Origin of the sequence: Microvirga ossetica, assembly GCF_002741015.1 — a bacterium.
In the GTDB taxonomy this organism is placed as follows: Bacteria; Pseudomonadota; Alphaproteobacteria; order Rhizobiales; family Beijerinckiaceae; genus Microvirga; species Microvirga ossetica.
Genome location: NZ_CP016616.1, coordinates 5,442,909 through 5,464,162, shown reverse-complemented (window position 1 = coordinate 5,464,162; position 21,254 = coordinate 5,442,909). Strand labels below are relative to the sequence as shown.

Genomic DNA, 21,254 nt, shown 5'->3' with positions numbered 1-21,254 from the left:
AACGGCTCGGCGGACGTGGGGTCCCATGGCAGCAGCGATTAGGGGCTGCTTCGGAGTTGCAGCCGATGATCCGGTTCATGCCTCGGTCCGCGACCCTGGAGCTGTGATCCGCAGGTGGCTAACACGGTCGCTTCGTGGCACCATCAGCAGCGATGCATGGTATAGACCGCGTGATCGAGCCAAGGGACGTTTTTCCAACCTCCCCGATGGGAGGCATGGTGACTGTCACGGAAGCTGATCTGATGATCCGGTGCAGTCCCTGTCGTGGTCGGCATCTCCGTTCCGGTTATGGGCACACAGGTCGGGGTTGAGTACCGCGACCTGTGTGCATGCTGAGGTGTTGCTGTCGTGAACTTACTTGCGGCTAGCGGCGATTGCCGGTCGCGTCCTGCCGGAAGGTTGGTTCTCGTCGGAGTACGTGACCTCGATCTCGTCCCGACGGATGGTGTCCCGGACGGTCTCGCTCCGTTGGGTGCGCTCCCGGCGCACGACAACCTCTTCGCGCACCTTCACGCTCTTGCCAACCACGGGCCTCTCTGTGGTCTCGATCATTTCGATCGTGACCTCGGTCAAGGTCTCGCCCGTCACGGCATCGGTGACCGGCTTGCGCCGTTCCACGATGACCTTCTCATCATACAACGTCACCTGCTGCTGAACCGGGGTTTCCACGACAACGCGGCGCACGGTGGTGGTGCCGCTGGTGACCTTCTGCTTGCCCACGACCAGGGTCTCTTCGGCGAGCGGTATGACCTCCTCGACCTGAGAGGACGGCAGGCCATTGGTGGGACGCGCCACGGCGCGGCCCAGCGGAGCCGTCCATAGGTTGAACATCGAATCCCAGAGAACCGAGCCGGTGCTCATAGGCGCCGTCGCGACCCGCTGCGCGACCTCAGCCGTGCTGCGGACCATCTGCTTGGCACTCTCGGCTGCGACCTCACCCGTCCGCGCAACGGCGTCCACGGTCTGCCGGACGGCCGTGCGGGCCTCCTCCACGCGCTCGGCCTCGTCCTGCTGCTCGGCAACGAGCCTCGCTTCCTGCTCGCGCTCGAACCTCGCCTCGATGCGGCGCTGTTCGGCCTCCACCTGCCGGGCCTCCTCGATCTCCGCCTTCTCGGCCTCGATGCTGTCGACGATGGCCTGGGCTTCCTCGTCGCTCAGCGCCTTCAGGACAGCCGGCAGCAGCTCGTTCTTCCCATCGCGCACGCTCTGCTGATGGATCTTGCGCAACTCGGCCACCTTGGTGGCGAACTCCTCGTCATCCTTTGGCGTGGTCTCAAGTTCGTCCAGAAGCACTCTTGTCTGCTTGTTGTCAGCAAGCGCTGCGGACACCAGTCCCTTGGTGGCCTTGTGTTTCCTCAGCACCGGGAACAGGTGCTCCTCCTCGAGCCGGGCGAGCAGATCCAGCTCCGCCTTGAGATCCGCGAACAGCCTCTCGCGTGTCTTGACCGCGCCGTCGGAGGTATCCACGAGTTTCGCGAAGAGTTCGTTGGCCTTGGCCGGACCGGTCTGGAGCAGTTGTCTGATGGTCGTCATGTCGTCCTCATGAAAAATTGGAGCCAAACGCAATACTGGGTGGTGACGTCGATACCCGAGCCGATCTTCGAGAAGCGCAGCGACAGGGCGCAGCAATGGCTCTCCGAGGCGAGCGGACTTCGGCATCGATTGAACTTTGGAGAGCGGCGACGCAGATACTAGGAAGACAATCTCGCAACAGCGAAGGGATTTGCTGCGTCGCAACATGGCAACGACCTTGAACCTGACCGGTTCCCTGCCACACGGCAGTTTCCTGAGGAACGGCCGCCGGTGACGACCCGAGGCAAGGGAGCGAATTGGTCCCCCCGACGTTATCGCACCGGGCCGGGCCGGCGCTTACGACCTACGGCGGCCTGGGACCCCTGATCGATGCCAGACCTGAAGCCAAAATCTGCCGAGCGGGCCATCCTCCCGTCGGGCTCCTCTTCCGCCGGCCTTGGCGTCGTCGGCATGATCGCCCTCGTCATCGCGGCTCTGTACGTCGGGCGCGAGGTCTTCGTTCCGGTGGCACTCGCCATCCTCCTGAGCTTCGTGCTGGCACCCCTCATCCGGCTGTTGCAGAAGGCGCATATGCCCCGGGCGCTGGCCGTGATCGGCGTCGTCCTGGTCGCCTTTGCCGGTATCACGGCACTTGCGACGGTCATGGCGACGCAGGTCACCCAGCTCGCCGGGGACCTGCCGCGCTACCAGGTCACGATGCGCGAGAAGGTGCAGGCCCTGCGTGGGTCCGCCGCCAGCAGCAGCGCCCTCGAGCGCGCCGCGGACGTGTTGCAGGACCTGGGCAAGGAACTCGACAAGCCCCACGTCGGGGCCACCCCGCCGACCAATCCGCTGACGCCAAGCACCGTGCCGGCCACGGAAACGAAGCCCATCCCGGTGGAGGTGCGCCAGCCCGACCCAGGCGCCCTGCAAACGCTCGGCGCCTTCATCACGCCGCTCATCCATCCGGCCGCGACCACCGGGATCGTGATCATCTTCGTGATCTTCATTCTGCTGCAACGGGAGGACCTGCGGAACCGCCTGATCCGCCTCGCCGGCTCGCATGATCTTCAGAAGACCACCGCAGCGCTCGACGATGCTGCCGGCCGTCTGAGCAAGCTGTTCCTGACCCAGTTGGCTCTGAACGCGGCCTTCGGCGTGGTGATCGGCATCGGCCTGTATTTCATCGGAGTGCCGAGCCCAGTGCTGTGGGGCATCCTTGCAGCGATCCTGCGCTTCGTGCCCTACATCGGTGCGTTCATCTCCGCTGCCTTTCCGCTGGCCCTGGCCGCGGCCGTCGATCCCGGCTGGTCGATGCTGCTGATGACCGCGGCCCTGTTCATCGTCATGGAGCCGCTGGCCGGTCACGTGGTCGAGCCCCTCGTCTACGGCCACAGCACGGGATTGTCTCCGGTGGCGGTCGTCGTCGCCGCGACGTTCTGGACCTGGCTCTGGGGGCCGATCGGACTGGTGCTGGCAACCCCGCTGACCGTGTGCCTGGTCGTGCTCGGCCGGCACGTGGAGCAGCTCGAATTTCTCGATGTCATGCTCGGCGACCGCCCCGCTCTGTCGCCGCCGGAGATCTTCTACCAACGCATGCTGGCCGGTGATCCCGCGGAGGCAGCCGACGTGGCGGAGGAGTTCCTGAAGGAGCGCTCGCTCTCCGTCTACTACGACGAGGTGGCGTTGGCCGGCCTGCGGCTCGCTCGCGCCGACGCACTGCGTGGTGTCCTCAACGAGGACCGCCTGGAGCGCATGAGGGCGACGGTCGAGGAATTGGTGGACGATCTCTCCGATCATCCCGACCAGGAGCCGCAATCCGGTCGCACCGACGATCCCGAGGCGGCCGCGGCCGTCGAGGCCAGCGAGGGCGAGAGCGGCAGGGCCGACCTTCCGAGCCTGGCGCTGGAGGATCTCAATCCACGCTTCCGGGGCGAGACGCCGATCCTGTGCATTGCCGGCCAGAGCCCGGTCGACGAGGCCGCCGCCATGATGCTGGCGCAGCTCCTGACGAAGCATGGGCTCAAGGCCAGGGTGGAAAGCGCAGCCTCCCTGTCGGTCCAAGCCGTTGCGAGGATCGACGATGCCGGCGTCGCCATGGTGTGCCTGTCCTATCTCGACGCCGGCAGCCCGGCGCACATGCGCTATGCGGTGCGTCGCCTGCGCCGCAAGATGCCGCAGGCGCGAATCCTGCTGGGATGTTGGGTCGAGGAAATGGACGCCACGGCTGCCACGGCCCTCCAGGAGGCGGCTCGGGCGGATGTCGTGGCCACCGGCCTGCGCGAGGCCATGGCCCTGTGCCTGGACATGGCCCAGACGGAGGCGACTGGGATCCTGAAGGGGCCGATTGCGATCAGCGCGGCTTGATTAGGTCCGAGAGGGAATACCCGGCCCGCCCACCGAGGCGTGCCAAGACGGCAATTGGCCACCGCGTGATGCGCCTGAACGCGCGCAAGGTATTCCGTCCCGGCAACCACACCATGCGGCTGCTGCTGGCCTTCGAGGACATCACGGACCGGGTGCAACGCGAGCGTGACCAGGATCAGGCCAAGCAGGAGATCTACCACCGGGTCAAGAACAGCCTCACGGTGATCATGAGCTTCGTGGCGCATGAGGCCCGCCAGCCCGGCAGTGATGCCCGCACCTTGCAGGCGCTCCAGGGTCGGATCGCTGCCGTGGCGCAGCTCTACGACCTGATCGCCCGTTCGGAGACGGCCGAGGCCATCCGCGGCGACGCCTACCTCGCGGAGATCGCCGCCAACCTCAGCGCAAGCCTGCTCGGCGAGTGCTCCGAGATCGCCATTGCGGTCGACACCGAGCCGCTGGCACTGCACAAGGATGCCTCGGTGCCGATCGGCCTCATGGTCAACGAACTCGCCACCAACGCGATCAAGGCATGCCTTTCCGTCCGGCGATGGCGCGATCCGCATCGGCCTGAAACGGCAGTCAGACGATCTCATCCGGCTGTCCATCACGGACGACGGGATCGGTCCGGACGCGGCGGCGGGCACGAAGGGGACGGAATTCGGCACGCGCTACATCGGCGTGTTCGTGCGGCAGTTGGACGGCACGCTGTCCCAGTCCTCGAGCGCGGCCGGCAGCTCATTCGACATCCGCCTGCCGGTCGCCGTCCTCGCCACCTGAGGCCGCCCTCCGCGGGAATTTACGGATGCCCATGCGTGGAGCGGACATCCTTGATCAATCAGTGCGGCCCTAATACTACAGCCGGGCATTGTGCGTTGTCTTAGACACGGAGGTGTCGCGCCATGACGCACATGACCGAGGCTCACTGCTGGGCTGATCAACTGGATGATCTCTGCACCCGGATTGCTCCCCGTTTCGCCCGTATCGAACCGCGCCGACGCGCCCGAGCCTATCTGCAAGGGCTGCTCGCGCCGCTCAAGCGCAAGAACGGCTGGCACCTGGCCGAAGCGGCCGGTGATGCCAGCCCCGATGGCGTGCAGGACTTTCTTGCCCGCATGCACTGGGATGCCGATGCGGTGCGCGATGACCTGTGTGCCTATGTGGTCGAGCACCTCGGCGATCCCGAGGCCGTGCTGGTGCTCGACGAGACCGGCTTCTTGAAGAAGGGCGACAAGTCGGCCGGCGTCAAACGCCAATACTCCGGCACCGCAGGCCGCATCGAGAATTGCCAGATCGGGGTGTTTCTCGCCTATGCCAGCCGGCACGGGCATGCGCTGATCGACCGGGCGCTGTACCTGCCCGAGACCTGGGCCTTCGATGCGGCACGGCGGACGGAAGCGGGCATTCCGGAGGAGGTTGACTTCACCACCAAGCCGAAGCTCGGGCAGGCGATGCTCAAACGGGCGTTTGCGGCCGGGGTGCCGTGCACGTGGGTGGTGGGCGACTGCGTGTATGGCGCCGATTCCCAGACGCGACGCCTGGTCGAAGCGCATGGGCGCGGCTACGTGCTGGCGGTGACCTCGGCCCAGCGGCTCGGGTTCAAGCCCGTCGAGGATTGGCTCGAGGACGTGCCGGCCAGAGGTTGGACGCGGCTCAGCGCCGGCGATGGCGCCAAGGGGCCACGGCTGTACGATTGGGCCTATCTGCCGTATCGCACGCCGCCGGTGCCGGGTTGGAAAACCGGGCTGCTGATCCGGCGCAAGAAGGGCCGCCCGCATCAGTTCACGTTCTATCTCACCCGTTCGCCGGAGGAGACGCCGCTCTCTGAGCTGGTGCGGATTGCGGGTCAGCGCTGGCGGATCGAGAGCTGCTTCGAGGAGGCCAAGGGCGAGACCGGCTTGGACGAATACGAGGTGCGCTCGTGGACGGGCTGGTATCGCCACATCACGTTGGCCATGCTGGCGCATGCGTATCTCACCGTCGTGCGCCAGCACGCCATCGGGGGGAGAAGCCTCCGTCGTGCGCGCCGCGGGGTTGCTGCCGCTCACCGTGCCGGAGGTGCGGCGGCTGCTCTGGCATCTGGTGTGGGAGCGGCCGCCTTCGGTTGAGGCGGTGGAGCATTGGTCGACGTGGCGTCGGCGGCATCAGCAGCGTGCTCGCGAATGTCACTGGCGCAAGCGCACCCGCCGCCGTAAATCCCGGCTGTAGTATTAGTGCGCATCATCGATTTCAGCCAGCCGGATCTGCGCCAGGGCCTTGAAGACGCCGTCCGGGAACCGCTCGAGATAGGCCCGGAACATCGCCGGGTTGTCGCTGTCCTTGACGGTGTCCCAGAACGCCAGTTCGACGGCCGAGCCGTCCGACGGAACGGGTGGCCGCTCGAGGGTCTCGGGCTTGGCCAGCCGATCCCGCGCCAGGGGCGCAAAGATTCCGTCGGGATAGCGCTCGAGATAGGCCCCGTACTCGTCCGCCTCCCCGCTGGCCTGGACCGACTGCCAGAACTCGAGCTCGATCGCATCTTGCGGGACATCCGAGACACCACTGCCTGAGAGCGCCGGTTCCGGCGCTGCCGGCGCTTCCCGCAGCTCGGTCGTGCCGTCAGGATCGAACAGGATCCGGAACGCCCGCACCGGGCGGGCGATGTTCTTGACGCTGTGTTCGCCGAGATCCTCGAATTCATAATCGCCCCGGTCGCGGATGTGATCGCGCACGCCGCGCGTGATGCACACGCTGCCCGGCTCCGCCAGGGACTCCAGGCGCGCGGCGACGTTGACGCCGTCACCGAAGATGGTGCCGTCCTTGACCAGCACGTCGCCGATGTTGATGCCGATGCGCAATCGCATCCGGCGTTCGGCGGGCAGGTCGGCATTGGCCTTGTGCAGGGCCTGCTGGATCGCCACCGCGCAGTGCACGGCATCGACGACGCTGGCGAACTCGGCCAGGACGCTGTCGCCGGCAGTGCCCGAAACCTGCCCCCGTCCGGTGGCGATGAGGTCGTCGATGATCGTGCGATGGGTGGTGAGGGTCGCAAGCGTCGCATCCTCATCCCGGTGCATCATGCGGCTGTAGCCGGCCACATCGGCGGCCAGGATGGCGACGAGCTTACGCTCGAGGGGAGGCGCTTCCACGATGACAGGCTCCGGCAGCAGGTTGGAAAGGATGCCTCTGAAGACGCCTCGAAGGGAGCGCCGTTCCCAAGGGTCCTGCTTCAATGGCGTCGCACCCTCGGACAGCCCGGGGCGTCGCGACATCGCACCGGGCCGGGATCGCCAGATGCCGGATGATCGGTCACAGCGGGCATGATTCAGGCAGCCCCTGCCGAATTTCCATGCCCGATGCAGTGATCGGGAAGGAAAGTGCGACGTTGACTGGCCAGGCCGTACCCCGATGCGAGGAATGCCCCGATGAAGCTCTTCAAGTGCCAGGCCTGCGGTCATCTCCTCTATTTCGAGAACCGCGCCTGCGAGCGCTGCGTCCATCGCCTCGGCTACTTGCCCGATGCCAGCACGCTCTCGGCGCTGGAGCCCGATGGCGGCACGACGTGGCGTGCGCTGGCCCAGTCGGAGGGGGCCGACCGCTTCTGCTCCAATGCCGAGTTCGACGCCTGCAACTGGCTTGTCCCGGCCACCTCGGGCGAGGCGTATTGCACCGCCTGCCGGCACAACGGCGTCATCCCGGACCCGTCGGTCCCGGCTAACCTGGCTGCCTGGCGTGTGATGGAGCTGGCGAAGCACCGGCTGTTCTACACTTTGCTCCAGCTTCGGCTGCCCTTGGTCACACGGGCCGAGGATCCAGAGCATGGGCTGGTCTTCGAGTTCCTGGCGGAGCCGCCCGCGAACGATGGCCCCAAGGTGATGACCGGGCATGACGAGGGCCTCATCACCATCGCGCTCAGCGAGGCCAACGATCTCGAGCGCGAGCGGCGGCGCACGGCCATGGGCGAGCCGTACCGCACCCTGCTCGGCCATTTCCGACATGAGGTCGGCCACCACTACTGGGACCTGCTCGTGCGCGATGGCGGCCGGCTCGCGGCCTGCCGGGCCGTCTTCGGGAATGAGCGGGAGGATTACGGCGAGGCCTTGCAGCGCCACTACCGCACAGGCGCGCCGGCCGACTGGCAGGAGCGCTTCGTCTCGGCCTACGCGACGACGCATCCGTGGGAGGATTTCGCCGAGACCTGGGCACACTACCTGCACATCATCGACACGATCGAGATGGCGGAGGCCTTCGGCATCCGGGTCGGCCCGCCGCTGGACGACAGCGGCACGCTGTCGGCCGACTTCGGCGTCGATGCGGACAGCGGGGCTGACATCGGACAGGTTGTCGAGGACTGGCTGCCCCTCACGTTCGCGCTCAACAGCCTCAACCGCTGCATGGGCCAGCCCGACCTCTATCCCTTCATCATCAATCCGCCGGTCGTCGAGAAGCTGGGCTTCATCCATGGCCTCGTGCGGGATGCGGGGCGGTGAGGGTCGCAATGGATCCATCCCGCGGAATCGTCGCGGGTTCTTCTGGGGGTGACGCGGGAAGTGTCCGAAGCAGGGATCGCGATGGCCCTGGCGGCTGATGCCGTCGTTTCGAACGGCTGGTCGAGGACGACAACGAGCCGGTCAGGATACCTTGCGTCCCAGGTCGCGCTCGACGCGCCGCAACGCGAGCAACAGGTCGATCTGGTCGTCGGGGATGGGTTCTCCCTCGATGTCGGCAAAGACGGCCTAGAGATGGGCCCCAAGATGCTTTCGCGTATCAGGGGCAAGGGGCGGAGCTGCTGGCTTCTGGTCCGGACGTCCCTCGTTACTCATGAGCTTACCTATCGCACTCCGGCACCAGCGGCTGGACGATCCTTCCTGCCGTTGTAGGGAAGGATCGCTGCGCATGGTTAACAGACCGTAAACGAACTCTCATCGGACATCGGAAGCACGGGGACCGACACGGGATCGCCATCAGCAACCCGCAAGGCTTCCTGCTCCCTTCCAATGGTCACCGCATGGCCATGCGGCTGGCTTCAGGTGGCTTTCGTCATCGGTCGCCTTGACGTCGAGGCCAGCCCGCACCCGCGTCCTTCCTCCACGGTTGAAACCAGCCTGACCTGATGCATTTGGTTGGCGATGACACAATCCATCGCGAACGAACGCTCCCACTCCGCTGAATACCCTTCCCTCACCGATGCCATCCAGACCCATCTCGGGCGCGAGCTGCGCGCCCATTACGGTGATCCTGACGCGGAGAAGATACCGCGCAGCCTGGCCCGGCTGCTCGATCGCGTGGCGCAGGTCATCCGGGCCCACACCGAACCGGTGGACCAGGCCTTCATCGACGAGCTCATGGGCAGCCTGAAGTCGCTGCGGGCCTACGCAATCTCGCTGACCAAGGATGTTCATCGGGCCGAGGATCTCGTGCAGGAGACCGTGCTCAAGGCGATCGGCAGGCAGGAGACGTTCGAGCCCGGCACCAACCTCCAGGCCTGGCTCTTCACCATCCTGCGCAACCTGTTCTTCTCCACCCGCCGCACGAAGCAACGCGAGGTCGAGGACGCGGACGGGGTCTTTGCTGCCACGATGATCACGATCCCGGACCACGAGGACAGGCTTGCGGTCCAGGATCTCCACACCGCCCTCGCCAAGCTGCCCAACGAGCAGCGCGAGGCGCTGCTGCTCATCGGCGCGGAGGGGCTGTCGTACGAGGAAGCCGCCGAGGCGCTGGCGACAAGGATCGGGACGATCAAGAGCCGGGTCAATCGGGCGAGGACGCGACTGGCCGAGCTGATGGGGATCGTCCGCGAGGATGGCATCGCAGGCTCGCGGGGTGCGCAGGCGTAGCCAGGGGAAAGGGAGGAGGTCCTCAGTCCTCGGGGACCTGGTCGGTGCGGACATGATGAAAGTTCTCGTCGTCGAGGATGATCCCTTCGTCCGTGAGATGGCTGTAACAGGACTGGAGGATGTCGGGTTCGAGGTCACGCAAGCGGCCAGCGGCGGAGAGGCCATGAGGCTCCTGCAAGCCGGGATCGCCGTTGATGCGCTGCTGACCGACATCCGCCTGCCGGTAGCCGATGGCTGGACGGTGGCCAAGGCCTACCGCGAGCGCTTCCCCCATCTGCCCGTCCTGTACGTGACGGGCTATGCGGAGCGGACGCAGCCCGTCCCCGGCGGGATCATCCTCTCGAAGCCCTATCGGATGGCGCAGGTGATCGGCATCCTCGGAACATGGGTCGCTTGAGACGGGCTGCATTGGCCTGGAGAGCCGCCTCCACCGAGGGGCCTCGCCAAGTTAACTTGGCCTATGCCAATCCAACTTGCCTTCCTCCCTTGTCGTGGCAGGAGAGTGCCGCAGGCAGGAGGTCTGCCCATGTGGAGCAACACACCCCGTTCCAGCCCTGAGGTCATTGGGCACCTTGCCGCCGCTCGCGCGTCCGGTTCGTCCCGTCAGACCTTCGCCGCTCCGACGGTGTCGGCCATCGTCGCACCGCGGCTGCCCATCGGCCGATCCGGGCCCACCGTCGTGTCCCTGGCGGTCTGGTGCTCCATCTCGGCGTTGATCTCGGCGCCCACCAGGACCACGATGCCGGAGATCCAGATCCAGGTCATGAAGCCGATCACGGCGCCGAGCGAGCCGTAGGTCTCGTTGTAGCTGCCGAAATTGGCCACGTACCAGGAGAACAGCATCGACACGACGAGCCACAGCACGGCGGCCACGAGGCCGCCCGGCGTCACCCACTTCCATTCGGCCTTGTCGCGGCTCGGGCCATAGCGGTAGAGGACCGACAGGCCCAGCACCACGCAGGCGAGCAGGATCGGCCAGCGCGCCAGCGCGAGCAGCCACTCCAAGCCGCTGCCCAGGCCGACAAGGCTGAGGATGATTGGCAGCACGACGATCCCAGCAAGAGCCAGGAGGAGGAAAGCGATGGCGCCGAGGGTGAACGCCAGCGACTCGAGGTTCAGCTTGAGGAAGCTGCGCTTCTCCTCCTCGTCATAGACGATGTTGAGTGCATCGATCATCGCCTTCATGCCGGCATTGGCGCTCCACAGCGAAAGGACCAGGCCGATGAGGAAGCTGAGTCCCAGCTTCCCCCCGCCCGCCGTGGCGATGCGGGTGACTTGCTCCCGGACGATGTCCATCGCCCCGCTTGGCAGCACGCCCGAGAGGGCATCGAGGTGGCCCTGGATCGTCGCGGGATCGGCGAACAGGCCGTAGATCGACACGAGGGCCGCGATCGCCGGGAACATGGCGAGCAGGGCATAGTAGGTGACGCCCGCCGCAACGGCCATGATCCGGTCCTGCCCGAACTCCTCGTAGGTCCGCCACAGGATGTCCTTCCAGCCGAGCGCCGGGATTTCCGTCGGCGTGCCGGCTTCGCGCCCCCGCCCCTTCTCATCGGCTGCTTGGGGTGGTGGATGCCGGCCATCGCCACGATCCTGACCCGTTGAACCCGCGCCGCCCTGACCGCTCCCGCGTCCGGGGCCGGCCATGACGTGACGCGCCAGCGCCCATCCGGCCACGATGGCCAGCATGGTGACCGTCGCGGGGAGGGTTTGGCGCCCCTTCGGATCCTGAGGCGGGGGAGCGGCAGCGGTCATGACGGAAGCGCGAACTCCGGAACGCGGGAAATGGGCCCAGGCTTGGCCATTGATGGTACAACCGGGACCGCAGACCCAGGGTTCCCCCGATCGGACCGGCTGCCCAGGACCTTGAGCCGGACCGGAACCAATCCGCACCGAACAACCTGATCGACCAATCCAATCGAGGGGTCGCGGGCCGAAATCGCCCGCTCGCGTGCATTGAGCCGATCCGAAGCTGATCTCGCAAATCGGCGAAGGGAGCGAGGCCTCGCGGGCGCAAAAGCACATCGCGTAAAGGACGCTTCCTGCGAAGCCAGGGAAAAGCCCAGGGGCACTCGGCTGCCCTACGGGTTCACGGGGCGGAACCAACCACCCATGGGCGCCACGACCGCCAGGTCGGGCTTCAGGCCGCGGCGGTCTGGAGCGTGCACACCACCCCGGTCGCGGCGAACTCGAGCGTCACGGCGCCGTCGAGGTCATGGGCCAGGGCGCGCTCGAGGAGCCGCGATCCGAAGCCCCTGCGCTTGGGCGGCCGTACGGACGGGCCACCGATCTCCTCCCACCGCACATGCAGCCTCGGGTGGCCGTCCGGGCCGTCCGCAAGGCCCCACCTGATCCGGACCGATCCCGTTCCGTTGGAAAGGGAGCCGTACTTCACCGCGTTCGTCGCCAGCTCCTGGAACGCCATGGACAGGGCCAGCGCGGCCCTCGGGGACAGCCGGACCGACGGCCCCTCGAACCGGAGACGCTTCCCGCCCGAATCGCCGAACGGTTCGAGGGCACGGGCGACGATCTCGCCCATGTCGGCGCCGTCCCAGCTCTCGCGGGTGAGCACGTCGTGGACGCGGGACAGGGCCAGCAGCCGGCTCTCCAGCGCCTCGTGGGCCTGACCGACCGTGGCCGAGTTGCGCAAGGTCTGCGAGGCGATGGACTGCACGGTGGCGAGCGTGTTCTTCACGCGGTGGTTCAACTCGTTGAGGAGAAGCCGACGGTGCTCCTCGGCGGCGTCCCGCGCGGCCTGACCCCGGTCGAGCTCGTCCATCAGGCCGTCGATCGCGGCGCCGACCGCCTCCAGCTCTCCGGCGCCGCCGGCCATCCCCGTGCGGGCCGTCCGCTCCCCGCCGCGCCATGCCTGGATCGTCCGCATCAGCCGCGCCACGGGTGCGCGGACGAACCTGCGGCCGAGGCCCCAGGCGGCCAGGAGGGCCACCATGCTGCCGACCAGGGCCAGCGCCGCGCCCCGGCGCATGGCCTGGTCGATCGGAGCGAAGGCCTCGTCCCGCGAGAGGCCGGCGCTGATGTACAGGCCCGTCGGGTTCGCGGTGGCCGGGATGTAGCCGATGACGCGTCGCGTCCCATCCTGGCTCGTGACCTCCCGCGTTCCCGGCGTCGGCCCGCTGACGAGGGACTGAAACGGCTCGGGGATGCGGGTGCCGATGAACCGCTCCGGGAACGGCTCGCGCGCGATGATCATGCCGGTCCGGTCGGCGATCGTGAGGGCATTACCGCCGGCAAGGTCGCGCTCGCGCAGCCGAGCCCCGAGCCAGGCAAGATCAAGGCTCGCGGACAGGACACCGACGGTCGAGCCGTCATCTCCCTTGATGGCCATCGCAAGGGTCAGGCCGCGTCGGCCCGAGATCCGGCTGGTGGTGTACTCCCCGACGACGAACCCTCCCGACTCGAGCGCCTGCCTGAAGTAGGAACGGTCATCGAGGCGCTGGCCGATGCCTCCCGGTTCGCTGCGGCACTGCACGCTGCCGGTGCGATCGAGCACCGTAATAGCACCGAGCTGCGGCGATTGATGCCGGATATCGGCCAGGTAGAGGCCGCAGGGCTCGGCGTCGAACGAGCGCACGGCCGGAACGCGAGCGACGGCGCGCAGCAGCCCCTCCGCGCCGCTGACGATACCCTGCATCTCGAGCGAGGCCAGGTGCCCGAACCGGAGGGCGAGTGCATGGATCTCGGCCTCGCGGCTGCGGCGCAGGGAGACCTCGTTGTAGCCGAGGATCGCCAGCGCCGGGGCGAGCGCCACCGCGGTCAGGATGAAGATGCGCAGCCGCAACGACAGCCTCGGATGCGTGATCGTCACCGTCGGTCCTCTCCCTTGTCCCGATCATCCCCATGGCTCGTGTACCCTGCGGCAAGCCGTGCGTACAGGGCCGGCGGGGGTGCGGGCGGGAAACTGGATCGGCCGTGCGGATGCAACCGAAGGTCAGCGGCGGTTCCGTCGGATCAGGATGACGGCGGCACCGACCAGAAGCGCTGCGAAGATGGCGATCCCGACTGTCTCGAGCATGGTCTCGACCCTTGCCGTACCGGGAGGCCTTGCCTCCAGGGCAGCCTCCCCGGTTTCGGGGATGGCGGCAGGTGGACCAAAGGCCGGCGCTTCCATGGCGGCGTCCCTCCCTTCCCGCTTCACCTGCGTGATGTCGGACCCTGTCCCGGGCGGGCGTGGACCTTGCCAACGCCAGGGCACGGCCATTGTTCGGGCGGCGTGGACCGGACTTGACCTTGTCCGGGAAACGAGGCATTCCCGAGGGGCCGATCCCGCCTCGGCGGGCACGCGATCCACAGGAACCCTGAACGAAATGCCAAGCGACAGTCCCAGTCGATTGACCACGCCGTTGCCGGCCCGCGCGGACGCCTGATCGCTTGATCGGCTCACCCGCGACCGGCCCGCGACGGCTGGTCGGAACCGAGGTGAGCCATGACCCTCCTGAACCTGTTCTCCTCCCGTGCCCGTGTGGGCAACGGGGACGCCCGATCCGAGGACCGCAGCATCATGCTGATGGTGGTCCTGCTGCTCGGGCTCGTCTTCGCGCCCGTCATCGGCCTGCACGTCGCGGCCGTTGCCTTCGGCCCGCCCGCCGCGGCATCCTCGCCTGACCACCTCGCGCACCAGACCCCGCCGCCGGTGAAGCCCACGCGCGGCTGATCCTTCACGCTGGAACTGACCGATGATGAACTTCCATGGCCTGCGCCAGGGCCGTCTCGTGCGCCTGGCGCAGGACAGCACGACGCTTCCTGCCCCATCCGACGTGCTCTGGATCGACCTCTTGGATCCCACGCACGAGGAGGAGAAGGCCGTCGAGGCGTTGCTCGGGCTTCAGGTGCCGACCCGGCAGGAGATGGCGGAGATCGAGGAGTCGGCCCGCCTGTACGAAGAGCACGGCGCCCTCGTCATGACGGCCGTGATCATCAACGGCGTGGCCGAGGGCCGGCCCGCCCGCACCCAGGTCACCTTCGTGCTGACCCGAACTCACCTGGTGTCGGTGCGCTACGCCGACCCGGTACCCTTCCGCACATTCCTGGCCAAGGGCCAGCGGCAGCCGGAAGCCCACAGCACCAGCGACAGCCTGCTGGCCTCGCTCCTGGAGAGCATCGTCGAGCGCGCCGCCGACGTGCTGGAGATGGTGGCCGCTGACCTGAACGAGGTCTCGACCCGGCTCTTCGTCGAGGACCGCGATCCGAAGCGCCGCAAGGCCAGACGCGTCGAGGACGAACTCCAGGTGCTGATCAAGCGGCTCGGGCGCAAGAACATGACGATCGCGATCCTGCGTGAGAGCCTGCTGTCGCTGTCGCGGCTCATCCCTTATGTCCGGCAGGGGGCCGAGGAGTGGCTGACCAACGGCAGCCCGGCCCGCCTGAAGCAGGTCGAGCGCGACCTGCGCTCGCTCTCCGCTTACGAGGGACAACTGTCGTCCGAGATCGTGTACCTGCACGAGGCGACGCTGGGGCTGATCAACCTCGATCAGAACCGCATCATCAAGGTGTTCTCGATCGCCGCCATGCTGTTCCTGCCGCCCACCCTGGTGGGCACGATCTACGGCATGAACTTCCAGGACATGCCGGAGCTGCGGTGGGATTACGGCTATGCCGTCGCCCTGGTGCTCATGGTGATCTCGGCCGTATTGCCCTATCATTGGTTCAAGTGGAGGGGCTGGCTCTAGCCCTCGTCCCTCCGGCCGGTCGCCAGCAGGGTTGCCACAGGGCCGCTCCGTCACGCACGTCCGCGACGAGGCCGTTGCCAAGGGCATCACGATCAACGGCCTGCCCATCTTGCTGAAGAAGTCGGGTTCCCTCGACGATCCGGATCGCGACCTGTCTCGTGATCCCGACCATCGGCGTCGGCTTCCCTCCGGGGCAGGATGGCTTGTGACGGAGGGGCCCGCGCGTCAGTTGACGGCCTCGGCTTGGGCGATCAGGCAGATCGCTTTCACCCCGAAGCGCAGGACGATCCTGACGAGACGCTGCGCAGGCTCGGGCCGGCCCACGGCTACCAAGGTGTCCGCCAAGCCGATCAGATGCCCGGCTGCACGCTCCTGCGCCAGAGCCTGCCGTCTGAGGGAGCGGTGGTGTCGCCACAGGGCGAAGCGAAGCCGCCGTGTGATCATACCCACCTCCCGCTCTGGCTCGGGACCGGGAATCGTTCCGCCCGTGTTTCGCCCTAGCTTCCCTGCTAACAGGTGGTCCCTGAACGGGAGCTTAGGATGCTCAGTCCATGGCGCGGCCTTGCTTTCCTGCTGCTGACGGCCGGGCTGATGGTCCTGGAACCGTGGAGTGCTCACGCCGAGGCTGAGGTCGACCTCGCGCTGGTGCTGGCCGTCGACGTCTCCCTGTCGATGGAGCCGGACGAGCAGGACCTCCAGCGCCAGGGCTTCGTCGAGGCCTTCCGCTCCTCGGAGGTGCACGAGGCCATCGGCAAGGGCATGCTGGGGCGCATCGCGGTGGTGTACGTCGAATGGGCCGGGGCCGGATACCAGCAGGTGGTCGTGCCCTGGACCGTGATCGAGCAGCCGGGCGACAGCCGTGCCTTTGCGGCCCGCCTGGCCGCGAGCTCCATCCAGCGCTTCGGCTACACCTCCATCTCGGGTGCCATCGACTTCAGCCTCTGGAAGCTGCGGACAAGCGGCGTTCAAGCCGTCCGGCAGGTGATCGACATCTCCGGTGATGGCGCCAACAACCAGGGCCGCATCGTGACCGCGGCGCGGGACGAGGCGCTGGCGCAGGGGATCACCATCAACGGGCTGCCGCTCATGCTGAAGCGGCCGGACGGCCTGTGGGACATCGACAACCTCGATCTCTACTTCCGTGACTGCGTGATCGGCGGACCGGGGGCCTTCATGATCCCGGTGCGGGAGAAGGCCCAATTTGCCGAAGCCATTCGGACCAAGGTTGTCCGTGAGATCGCCGACAGGCCCCGGATTCGGTCGCTTGTCCAGCCGACCCAGGCAGAGGGCCGGGCCAACTGCCTGGCCGGGGAACTCCGGCGGCAGCGGAGCGGAAACTGACCGATCCGAGAGCCGCCAGAGCCAGCCGTTCCGGTGGAAGCGCCAGTAGAGCCAGCCGCACACCGCGGCGATGATCGCCAACATGAGGGCATAGCCGTATTGCCAGTGCAGCTCGGGCATGTGCTCGAAATTCATGCCGTAGATCCCTGCCACCGCGGTGGGCACCGCCAGGATGGCGGCCCAGGCGGCGAGCTTGCGGGTGATCCCGGTCTGCTGCGCCTGTCCTGTCATCAGGCTCGTCTCGAAGGCGAAGGCCAGCACCTCGCGCAAGGACTCGATCTCCTCCTGCACCCGCCGGATGTGGTCCGACACGTCGCGGAACAGCGGCTGCATCGCGGCATCGATCCCGGGCAGGCCCGGCTGCTCGAGCCGTCGGCAGACCTCCACGAGCGGGATGGCCGCATTGCGCAGGCGCAGGAGATCGCGGCGGAGCTCGTAGAGCCGCCGCACATGAACCTGGCCGCCGCTTCGACCAGGATGCCGTCCTCGATCTCCTCCACCTCTGCCTGGATGGTCTCGATCACCGGCAGGTAGTTGTCGACGATGAAATCGAGGATGGCATAGAGGATGAAGTCTTCGCCATCCGACAGGGCCTTGGGTGAAGCCTCGCAGCGCTCGCGCACCGGCGTGTAGGAGGTCGAGGCGCCGTGACGGACCGAGACCACGTAGCCCCTGCCGACGAACAGGTGCGTCTCGCCGAAGGCGATGCGCATGGTGTTCCGTTCGGATTGCAGCCCTGAGAGATCGAAATCAGGGAGGACGAACCTGGCGGAAGTACGGCGCACGCCCTGCGAAGCCTGTGCCCTCGATCGCGAAGGAGTGGCCTCCAGCCGCGGATCCGCCTGTCGGGCACAAGCGGGCGGATCTCCAAAAAGCAGCCAATGGCCGATTTCCGCCCCAGGATTCAGCATCCAGTTTCCGACACCGTGCGGGACCTCGGGTGGTGTCCCGTCCTCGGTCATCCAGAGGATCACGGGCGTGCCGGCACGCGGCGCTGCGCCGATCGGGGACCAGCCCAACGCCGCTCCCCCTCCCGATCCTGAAGGGCAATGGGCGACCCCGAAGGGCCGCCCATGCTCATCCCGGAAACGGGCTCTCCTTAGCGGATGATCTGCACGATCTTGCGGCTGCCAGGCTCGACGAGCACAGGGGTGTCGTTCACCACCGTGTAGCGGTAGCCCTTCACCTTGTACTCGGCCGGCACCTCGTAATAGGTCACGCCGGACTCGGGCAGGACCGCACCGACACGGACCTCTTCCCTGTAGCTGTAGGAGGGCACCTTCTGGGTGGTCACATACTGGCGGAACTGCGGCTGCTGCTGATCGGCGAGGCCGCCCACAATGGCACCCGTTACGCCACCCACCACAGCGCCCACGGGCCCACCGACGACCGCACCGCCGACCGCACCCGTGGCGGCACCGGCCGCGGCACCCCCGGATTGGGCGAAGGCAGCCGCAGGGGCGAGCGAGGCAAGGACGGCGCCGGCGAGAAGGATCTTCCTGGACATCGATTGGCTCCTGAACTGTATCGGCGGGCTTCCTGCCCAGCGATGATCAAACGCGATGCCCTCGATGTAGTTTCAAATATATTTTATCTAATTCTGAAAGGTAAATCAGTATTCATCAACCTGAACGCTAGATTAACGAGATGATTATTGGATTGTTGGAGTTGAATGTGACTGTTCTTCCAGGACGTTCGTTTCCGCCATCCTGCGCCGAGGTCTGACGCCGTTCCGGCGATGCGGTGGCGGAGGCCCTTGATCTGCCACGCTTGGGCTGGGCACAAGTCGGCCGGCCCGGCGCAACGCGAATCGCGTGTCCGGGTTGTACAAGCGCAGCAATGGAAAGCCGAGGATCGTGACGACACCCACCCCAACTTCGGATGAGCCTTCCGGACCCAAGCCGCAGAGGGACATCCTGTCGTTGGCGGACCCCGCGCAGACCCTGGCTCCCTCCCGCTTCGGGCGGCTGGCCGCGCGGGTGCCACCGGCGGGCCGGGGGACCATGGAGGAAGGCAGGCGGCTAGCCAAAAGGGCGATGGCACGGACCCGCCTTATGTACGCTGGCGCCCTGCGCCGGGCGCGTGCTGCGGCGACCCGCGCCGCGACAGTCCTCGGCCCATGGCGCGAGCCGATCATCAGAGGTGCAGCATGTGTTGGCACGGGAGTGCAGCGCCTCCTGGGGCGCATCCGGCGCCGCCACGCCCTCATCGTCGCCGGCAGCTTCGCCGTCCTGCTGGCCCTGATCGTCGGCTACAGCATCGCGACCCTGCCGCTCGACGGCGGCTTGCAGGTCGACCCGACCCCGAGCGCCCTGGTCGTCGAGGCGGATGGCGGCGAGACCTTCGCGACCCGCGGCGTCTTCAAGGGCACCAAGGTCACGGCAGCCGACGTGCCCGCCCACCTTGCCCAAGCCGTCGTGTCCATCGAGGACCGACGGTTCTACAGCCACCACGGCGTCGATCCATGGGGCATCCTGCGGGCCGCCTGGCGCAACTGGCAGGCCAGCGGCACGCGCGAGGGCGGCAGCACCATCACCCAGCAATTGGCGCGGCTGATGTTCTTGTCGCCCGACCAGAACCTGCGCCGCAAGATCCAGGAGGCCGTCATTTCCCTCTGGCTGGAGCGCCAGCTCAGCAAGGAGGAGATCCTCCTGCGCTACCTGAACACGGCCTACTTTGGCTCCGGCGCCTATGGCGTCGATGCCGCCGCACGGCGCTACTTCGCCAAGGCGACGAAGGAGCTCTCGCTCGCCGAGGCAGCCATGCTCGCCGGCCTGGTGCGGGCGCCGTCCCAGCTCGCCCCGACGCGCAACCTCGGGGGCGCCAAGGAGCGCGCCGACACCGTGCTCCAAGCCATGGTCGACACCGGCGCGATCACTTCGGAGCAGGCCGAGGCGGCGCGAGCCGAGCCCGTGAACCTGCGCGTGCCACCCGAGACGCCGCCCGGCACCAACTACTTCGTCGACACGGCGGCCGCCGACGTGCGCCGACTGCTCGGCGGTGCCTCCGGCGACCTGACCCTGCGCAGCACCCTCGACTTGGAGCTCCAGCGCCTTGCCGAGGGCGTCATCGAGCGCCGGCTCGATGCCGAGGGTCGGCAGAAGAACGTCTCGCAGGCGGCCCTGGTGGCGCTCTCACCAGACGGCGCCATCCGGGCGCTCGTCGGCGGCCGCGACTACGAGGCGAGCCAGTTCAACCGCGCCACGCAGGCGCGGCGGCAGGCCGGCTCGCTGTTCAAGCTGTTCGTCTATCTCGCCGCGATGCAGAAAGGCTACGAACCGCAGTCCACGGTCGTCGACCGCCCGACCCAGATCGGCGACTGGGAGCCGCAGAATGCGAATGGTCGCTTCCGCGGCTCCGTCAGCCTGCGCAACGCCTTCGCGCAGTCGATCAACACGGTTGCGGCGCAACTGGCCGACGAGGTCGGCATCCCGGCGGTGATCGAGACGGCCAAGCGCCTGGGCGTCCAGTCCGAGCTGCCTGCGGTGCCGAGCCTGGCGCTCGGGTCCGCCGAGGTGACCCTAGTGGAGATGACCCGCGCCTACGCGGCGGTGGCGACCGGCAACCTGGCGCTTGAGCCCTACACGGTCCGCTCGATCCAGGGCACGACGCAGCAGGCCCTGTTCACCCGCCCGGGCGCTGCGCCCCGCACGGAGGGTCTGGGCGGGAGCCGTATGGCGATGCTCGACCTGCTGCAAGCGGTGGTGCGCGAGGGAACCGGCAAGGCGGCACGTCTCCCGAACGTGCCGGCGGGCGGCAAGACGGGCACCACGCAGGAGTATCGCGACGCCTGGTTCATCGGCTTCACACCAGATCTCATCGTCGGCGTCTGGGTCGGCAACGATGACAATGCGCCGATGAACAAGGTGGTCGGCGGCGACCTGCCGGCGGAGATCTGGCGCGACTTCCTGAGCCGGGCGACCCCGCTGCTGGCCAAGGACAAGCGCCAGGCTCCGGCCGACAAGGTGGCCAACGCCGATCCCGAATCCTCCGCCGCATCCGCCGCAGGAGCCAACGTCGTGCGCGGGGTGCCGGAGGTGATGGACACCGGGACCCTGGCGATCCGCGGCACAATCGTCCGGCTCGAGGGCATCCAGGGCGAGCGCGGCACCCTGGCCCGCCAGCTCGCCCGCTTCCTGCGCCGCCGCGAAGTGACCTGCGCCCCGAGCGACGCTCCCGGCGTCCAGCGCTGCCGGATCGGGAACTACAACCTCTCGGCCATCATCCTGGCGGCGGGCGGCGGCCGGGCAACCCCGGACGCGTCGGAGGAGCTTCAGGCGGCCGAGGATCAGGCCCGCTCCGCCCGGCTCGGGGTGTGGCGGCGCGGGCGATGAGGGCCATGGCCAGGGAAGTGATCCTTGCCTGTTCGTGAGTGCACTGCTCCCTGACCGAACCGTAGGCAGGCTCAGGAGTTGGCTCGCGACCGCCTTTGCAAGGACGGATCGCATCTCCTGGCCTCCTTGCCGCGAGGACAGGCATCGCGCCGCTGTTGCCGTGTGCTACCGAATGCCGGCAAAAGCCCAGGGCCACA

Annotated in this window: 18 protein-coding genes and 1 pseudogene; 11 read left to right on the top strand and 8 right to left on the bottom strand. The window is 67.4% G+C overall.

Annotated elements, in window-relative coordinates:
* Positions 1-354 precede the first annotated feature (354 nt).
* Complete coding sequence (locus BB934_RS26020) at positions 355-1,533, bottom strand: DUF2382 domain-containing protein (RefSeq protein ID WP_099512260.1); 1,179 nt, start codon at positions 1,531-1,533, stop codon at positions 355-357.
* Positions 1,534-1,902: 369 nt separating this feature from the next.
* On the opposite strand from BB934_RS26020, the gene BB934_RS26015 reads away from it, so the two are divergent.
* The 3 genes from BB934_RS26015 to BB934_RS26005 are packed head-to-tail and all read left to right on the top strand — an operon-like array spanning position 1,903 to position 5,984.
* Positions 1,903-3,879: an AI-2E family transporter gene (locus BB934_RS26015; RefSeq protein ID WP_099512259.1), complete on the top strand. Its 1,977-nt coding sequence runs from the start codon at positions 1,903-1,905 to the stop codon at positions 3,877-3,879.
* The gene (locus BB934_RS26010; RefSeq protein ID WP_157934312.1) at positions 3,876-4,760 is read left to right on the top strand and encodes a histidine kinase dimerization/phosphoacceptor domain -containing protein; all 885 of its coding nucleotides are present in this window, start codon (positions 3,876-3,878) and stop codon (positions 4,758-4,760) included. Before BB934_RS26015 ends, BB934_RS26010 begins: the two co-directional genes overlap by 4 nt.
* 18 nt (positions 4,761-4,778) lie before the next feature.
* The gene (locus BB934_RS26005) at positions 4,779-5,984 is read left to right on the top strand and encodes an IS701 family transposase (protein WP_237050104.1); all 1,206 of its coding nucleotides are present in this window, start codon (positions 4,779-4,781) and stop codon (positions 5,982-5,984) included.
* A gap of 102 nt (positions 5,985-6,086) precedes the next feature.
* Here BB934_RS26005 and BB934_RS26000 read toward each other — a convergent pair whose 3' ends face one another.
* Positions 6,087-7,004: an adenylate/guanylate cyclase domain-containing protein gene (locus BB934_RS26000; protein WP_099513233.1), complete on the bottom strand. Its 918-nt coding sequence runs from the start codon at positions 7,002-7,004 to the stop codon at positions 6,087-6,089.
* A gap of 276 nt (positions 7,005-7,280) precedes the next feature.
* On the opposite strand from BB934_RS26000, the gene BB934_RS25995 reads away from it, so the two are divergent.
* The 4 genes from BB934_RS25995 to BB934_RS25980 all read left to right on the top strand — a co-directional run bounded on the left by BB934_RS25995 (position 7,281) and on the right by BB934_RS25980 (position 10,092).
* The gene (locus BB934_RS25995) at positions 7,281-8,345 is read left to right on the top strand and encodes a zinc-binding metallopeptidase family protein (RefSeq protein WP_099512257.1); all 1,065 of its coding nucleotides are present in this window, start codon (positions 7,281-7,283) and stop codon (positions 8,343-8,345) included.
* Positions 8,346-8,405: 60 nt separating this feature from the next.
* On the top strand, positions 8,406-8,735 hold the full coding sequence (locus BB934_RS25990; protein WP_162299193.1) for a hypothetical protein: 330 nt from the start codon (positions 8,406-8,408) through the stop codon (positions 8,733-8,735).
* 249 nt (positions 8,736-8,984) lie between these two features.
* Complete coding sequence (locus BB934_RS25985) at positions 8,985-9,695, top strand: sigma-70 family RNA polymerase sigma factor (RefSeq protein ID WP_099512255.1); 711 nt, start codon at positions 8,985-8,987, stop codon at positions 9,693-9,695.
* A 52-nt stretch (positions 9,696-9,747) separates the two neighbouring features.
* A complete protein-coding gene (locus tag BB934_RS25980; protein WP_157934311.1) occupies positions 9,748-10,092 on the top strand; it encodes a response regulator in 345 nt (114 codons plus the stop codon).
* A 206-nt stretch (positions 10,093-10,298) separates the two neighbouring features.
* Here the strand turns inward: BB934_RS25980 and BB934_RS25975 are convergent, their stop codons facing one another.
* The 3 genes from BB934_RS25975 to BB934_RS25965 all read right to left on the bottom strand — a co-directional run bounded on the left by BB934_RS25975 (position 10,299) and on the right by BB934_RS25965 (position 13,824).
* Complete coding sequence (locus BB934_RS25975; RefSeq protein ID WP_099512253.1) at positions 10,299-11,450, bottom strand: YihY/virulence factor BrkB family protein; 1,152 nt, start codon at positions 11,448-11,450, stop codon at positions 10,299-10,301.
* A 385-nt stretch (positions 11,451-11,835) separates the two neighbouring features.
* Complete coding sequence (locus BB934_RS25970) at positions 11,836-13,521, bottom strand: sensor histidine kinase (RefSeq protein WP_099512252.1); 1,686 nt, start codon at positions 13,519-13,521, stop codon at positions 11,836-11,838.
* 123 nt (positions 13,522-13,644) lie between these two features.
* Positions 13,645-13,824, bottom strand: a complete 180-nt coding sequence (locus tag BB934_RS25965) for a hypothetical protein (protein ID WP_099512251.1) — start codon at positions 13,822-13,824, stop codon at positions 13,645-13,647.
* Positions 13,825-14,139: 315 nt separating this feature from the next.
* Here BB934_RS25965 and BB934_RS25960 point away from each other — a divergent pair, with 315 nt between their 5' ends.
* Together BB934_RS25960 and BB934_RS25955 are read left to right on the top strand one after the other, a co-directional pair.
* On the top strand, positions 14,140-14,367 hold the full coding sequence (locus tag BB934_RS25960; protein WP_173909493.1) for a hypothetical protein: 228 nt from the start codon (positions 14,140-14,142) through the stop codon (positions 14,365-14,367).
* A 22-nt stretch (positions 14,368-14,389) separates the two neighbouring features.
* Entirely contained in the window at positions 14,390-15,382 is a 993-nt protein-coding gene (locus BB934_RS25955; RefSeq protein ID WP_099512250.1) for a magnesium transporter CorA family protein, read from the top strand.
* Between the two features lie 225 nt (positions 15,383-15,607).
* Here BB934_RS25955 and BB934_RS48420 read toward each other — a convergent pair whose 3' ends face one another.
* A complete protein-coding gene (locus BB934_RS48420; RefSeq protein WP_162299126.1) occupies positions 15,608-15,826 on the bottom strand; it encodes a hypothetical protein in 219 nt (72 codons plus the stop codon).
* 96 nt (positions 15,827-15,922) lie between these two features.
* Between BB934_RS48420 and BB934_RS25945 the strand changes: the two genes are divergently transcribed.
* Entirely contained in the window at positions 15,923-16,723 is an 801-nt protein-coding gene (locus BB934_RS25945; RefSeq protein WP_173909533.1) for a DUF1194 domain-containing protein, read from the top strand.
* Positions 16,724-16,741: 18 nt separating this feature from the next.
* Here the strand turns inward: BB934_RS25945 and BB934_RS25940 are convergent.
* Together BB934_RS25940 and BB934_RS25935 are read right to left on the bottom strand one after the other, a co-directional pair.
* A pseudogene (locus BB934_RS25940) lies at positions 16,742-17,634 on the bottom strand (magnesium and cobalt transport protein CorA); the annotation flags it as partial.
* Between the two features lie 188 nt (positions 17,635-17,822).
* A complete protein-coding gene (locus BB934_RS25935) occupies positions 17,823-18,230 on the bottom strand; it encodes a DUF1236 domain-containing protein (RefSeq protein ID WP_099512249.1) in 408 nt (135 codons plus the stop codon).
* Positions 18,231-18,579: 349 nt separating this feature from the next.
* Between BB934_RS25935 and BB934_RS25930 the strand changes: the two genes are divergently transcribed.
* Positions 18,580-21,057 (top strand): PBP1A family penicillin-binding protein, encoded by a 2,478-nt coding sequence (locus BB934_RS25930; RefSeq protein ID WP_237050103.1) that lies wholly within the window; start codon positions 18,580-18,582, stop codon positions 21,055-21,057.
* Positions 21,058-21,254: the final 197 nt, after the last annotated feature.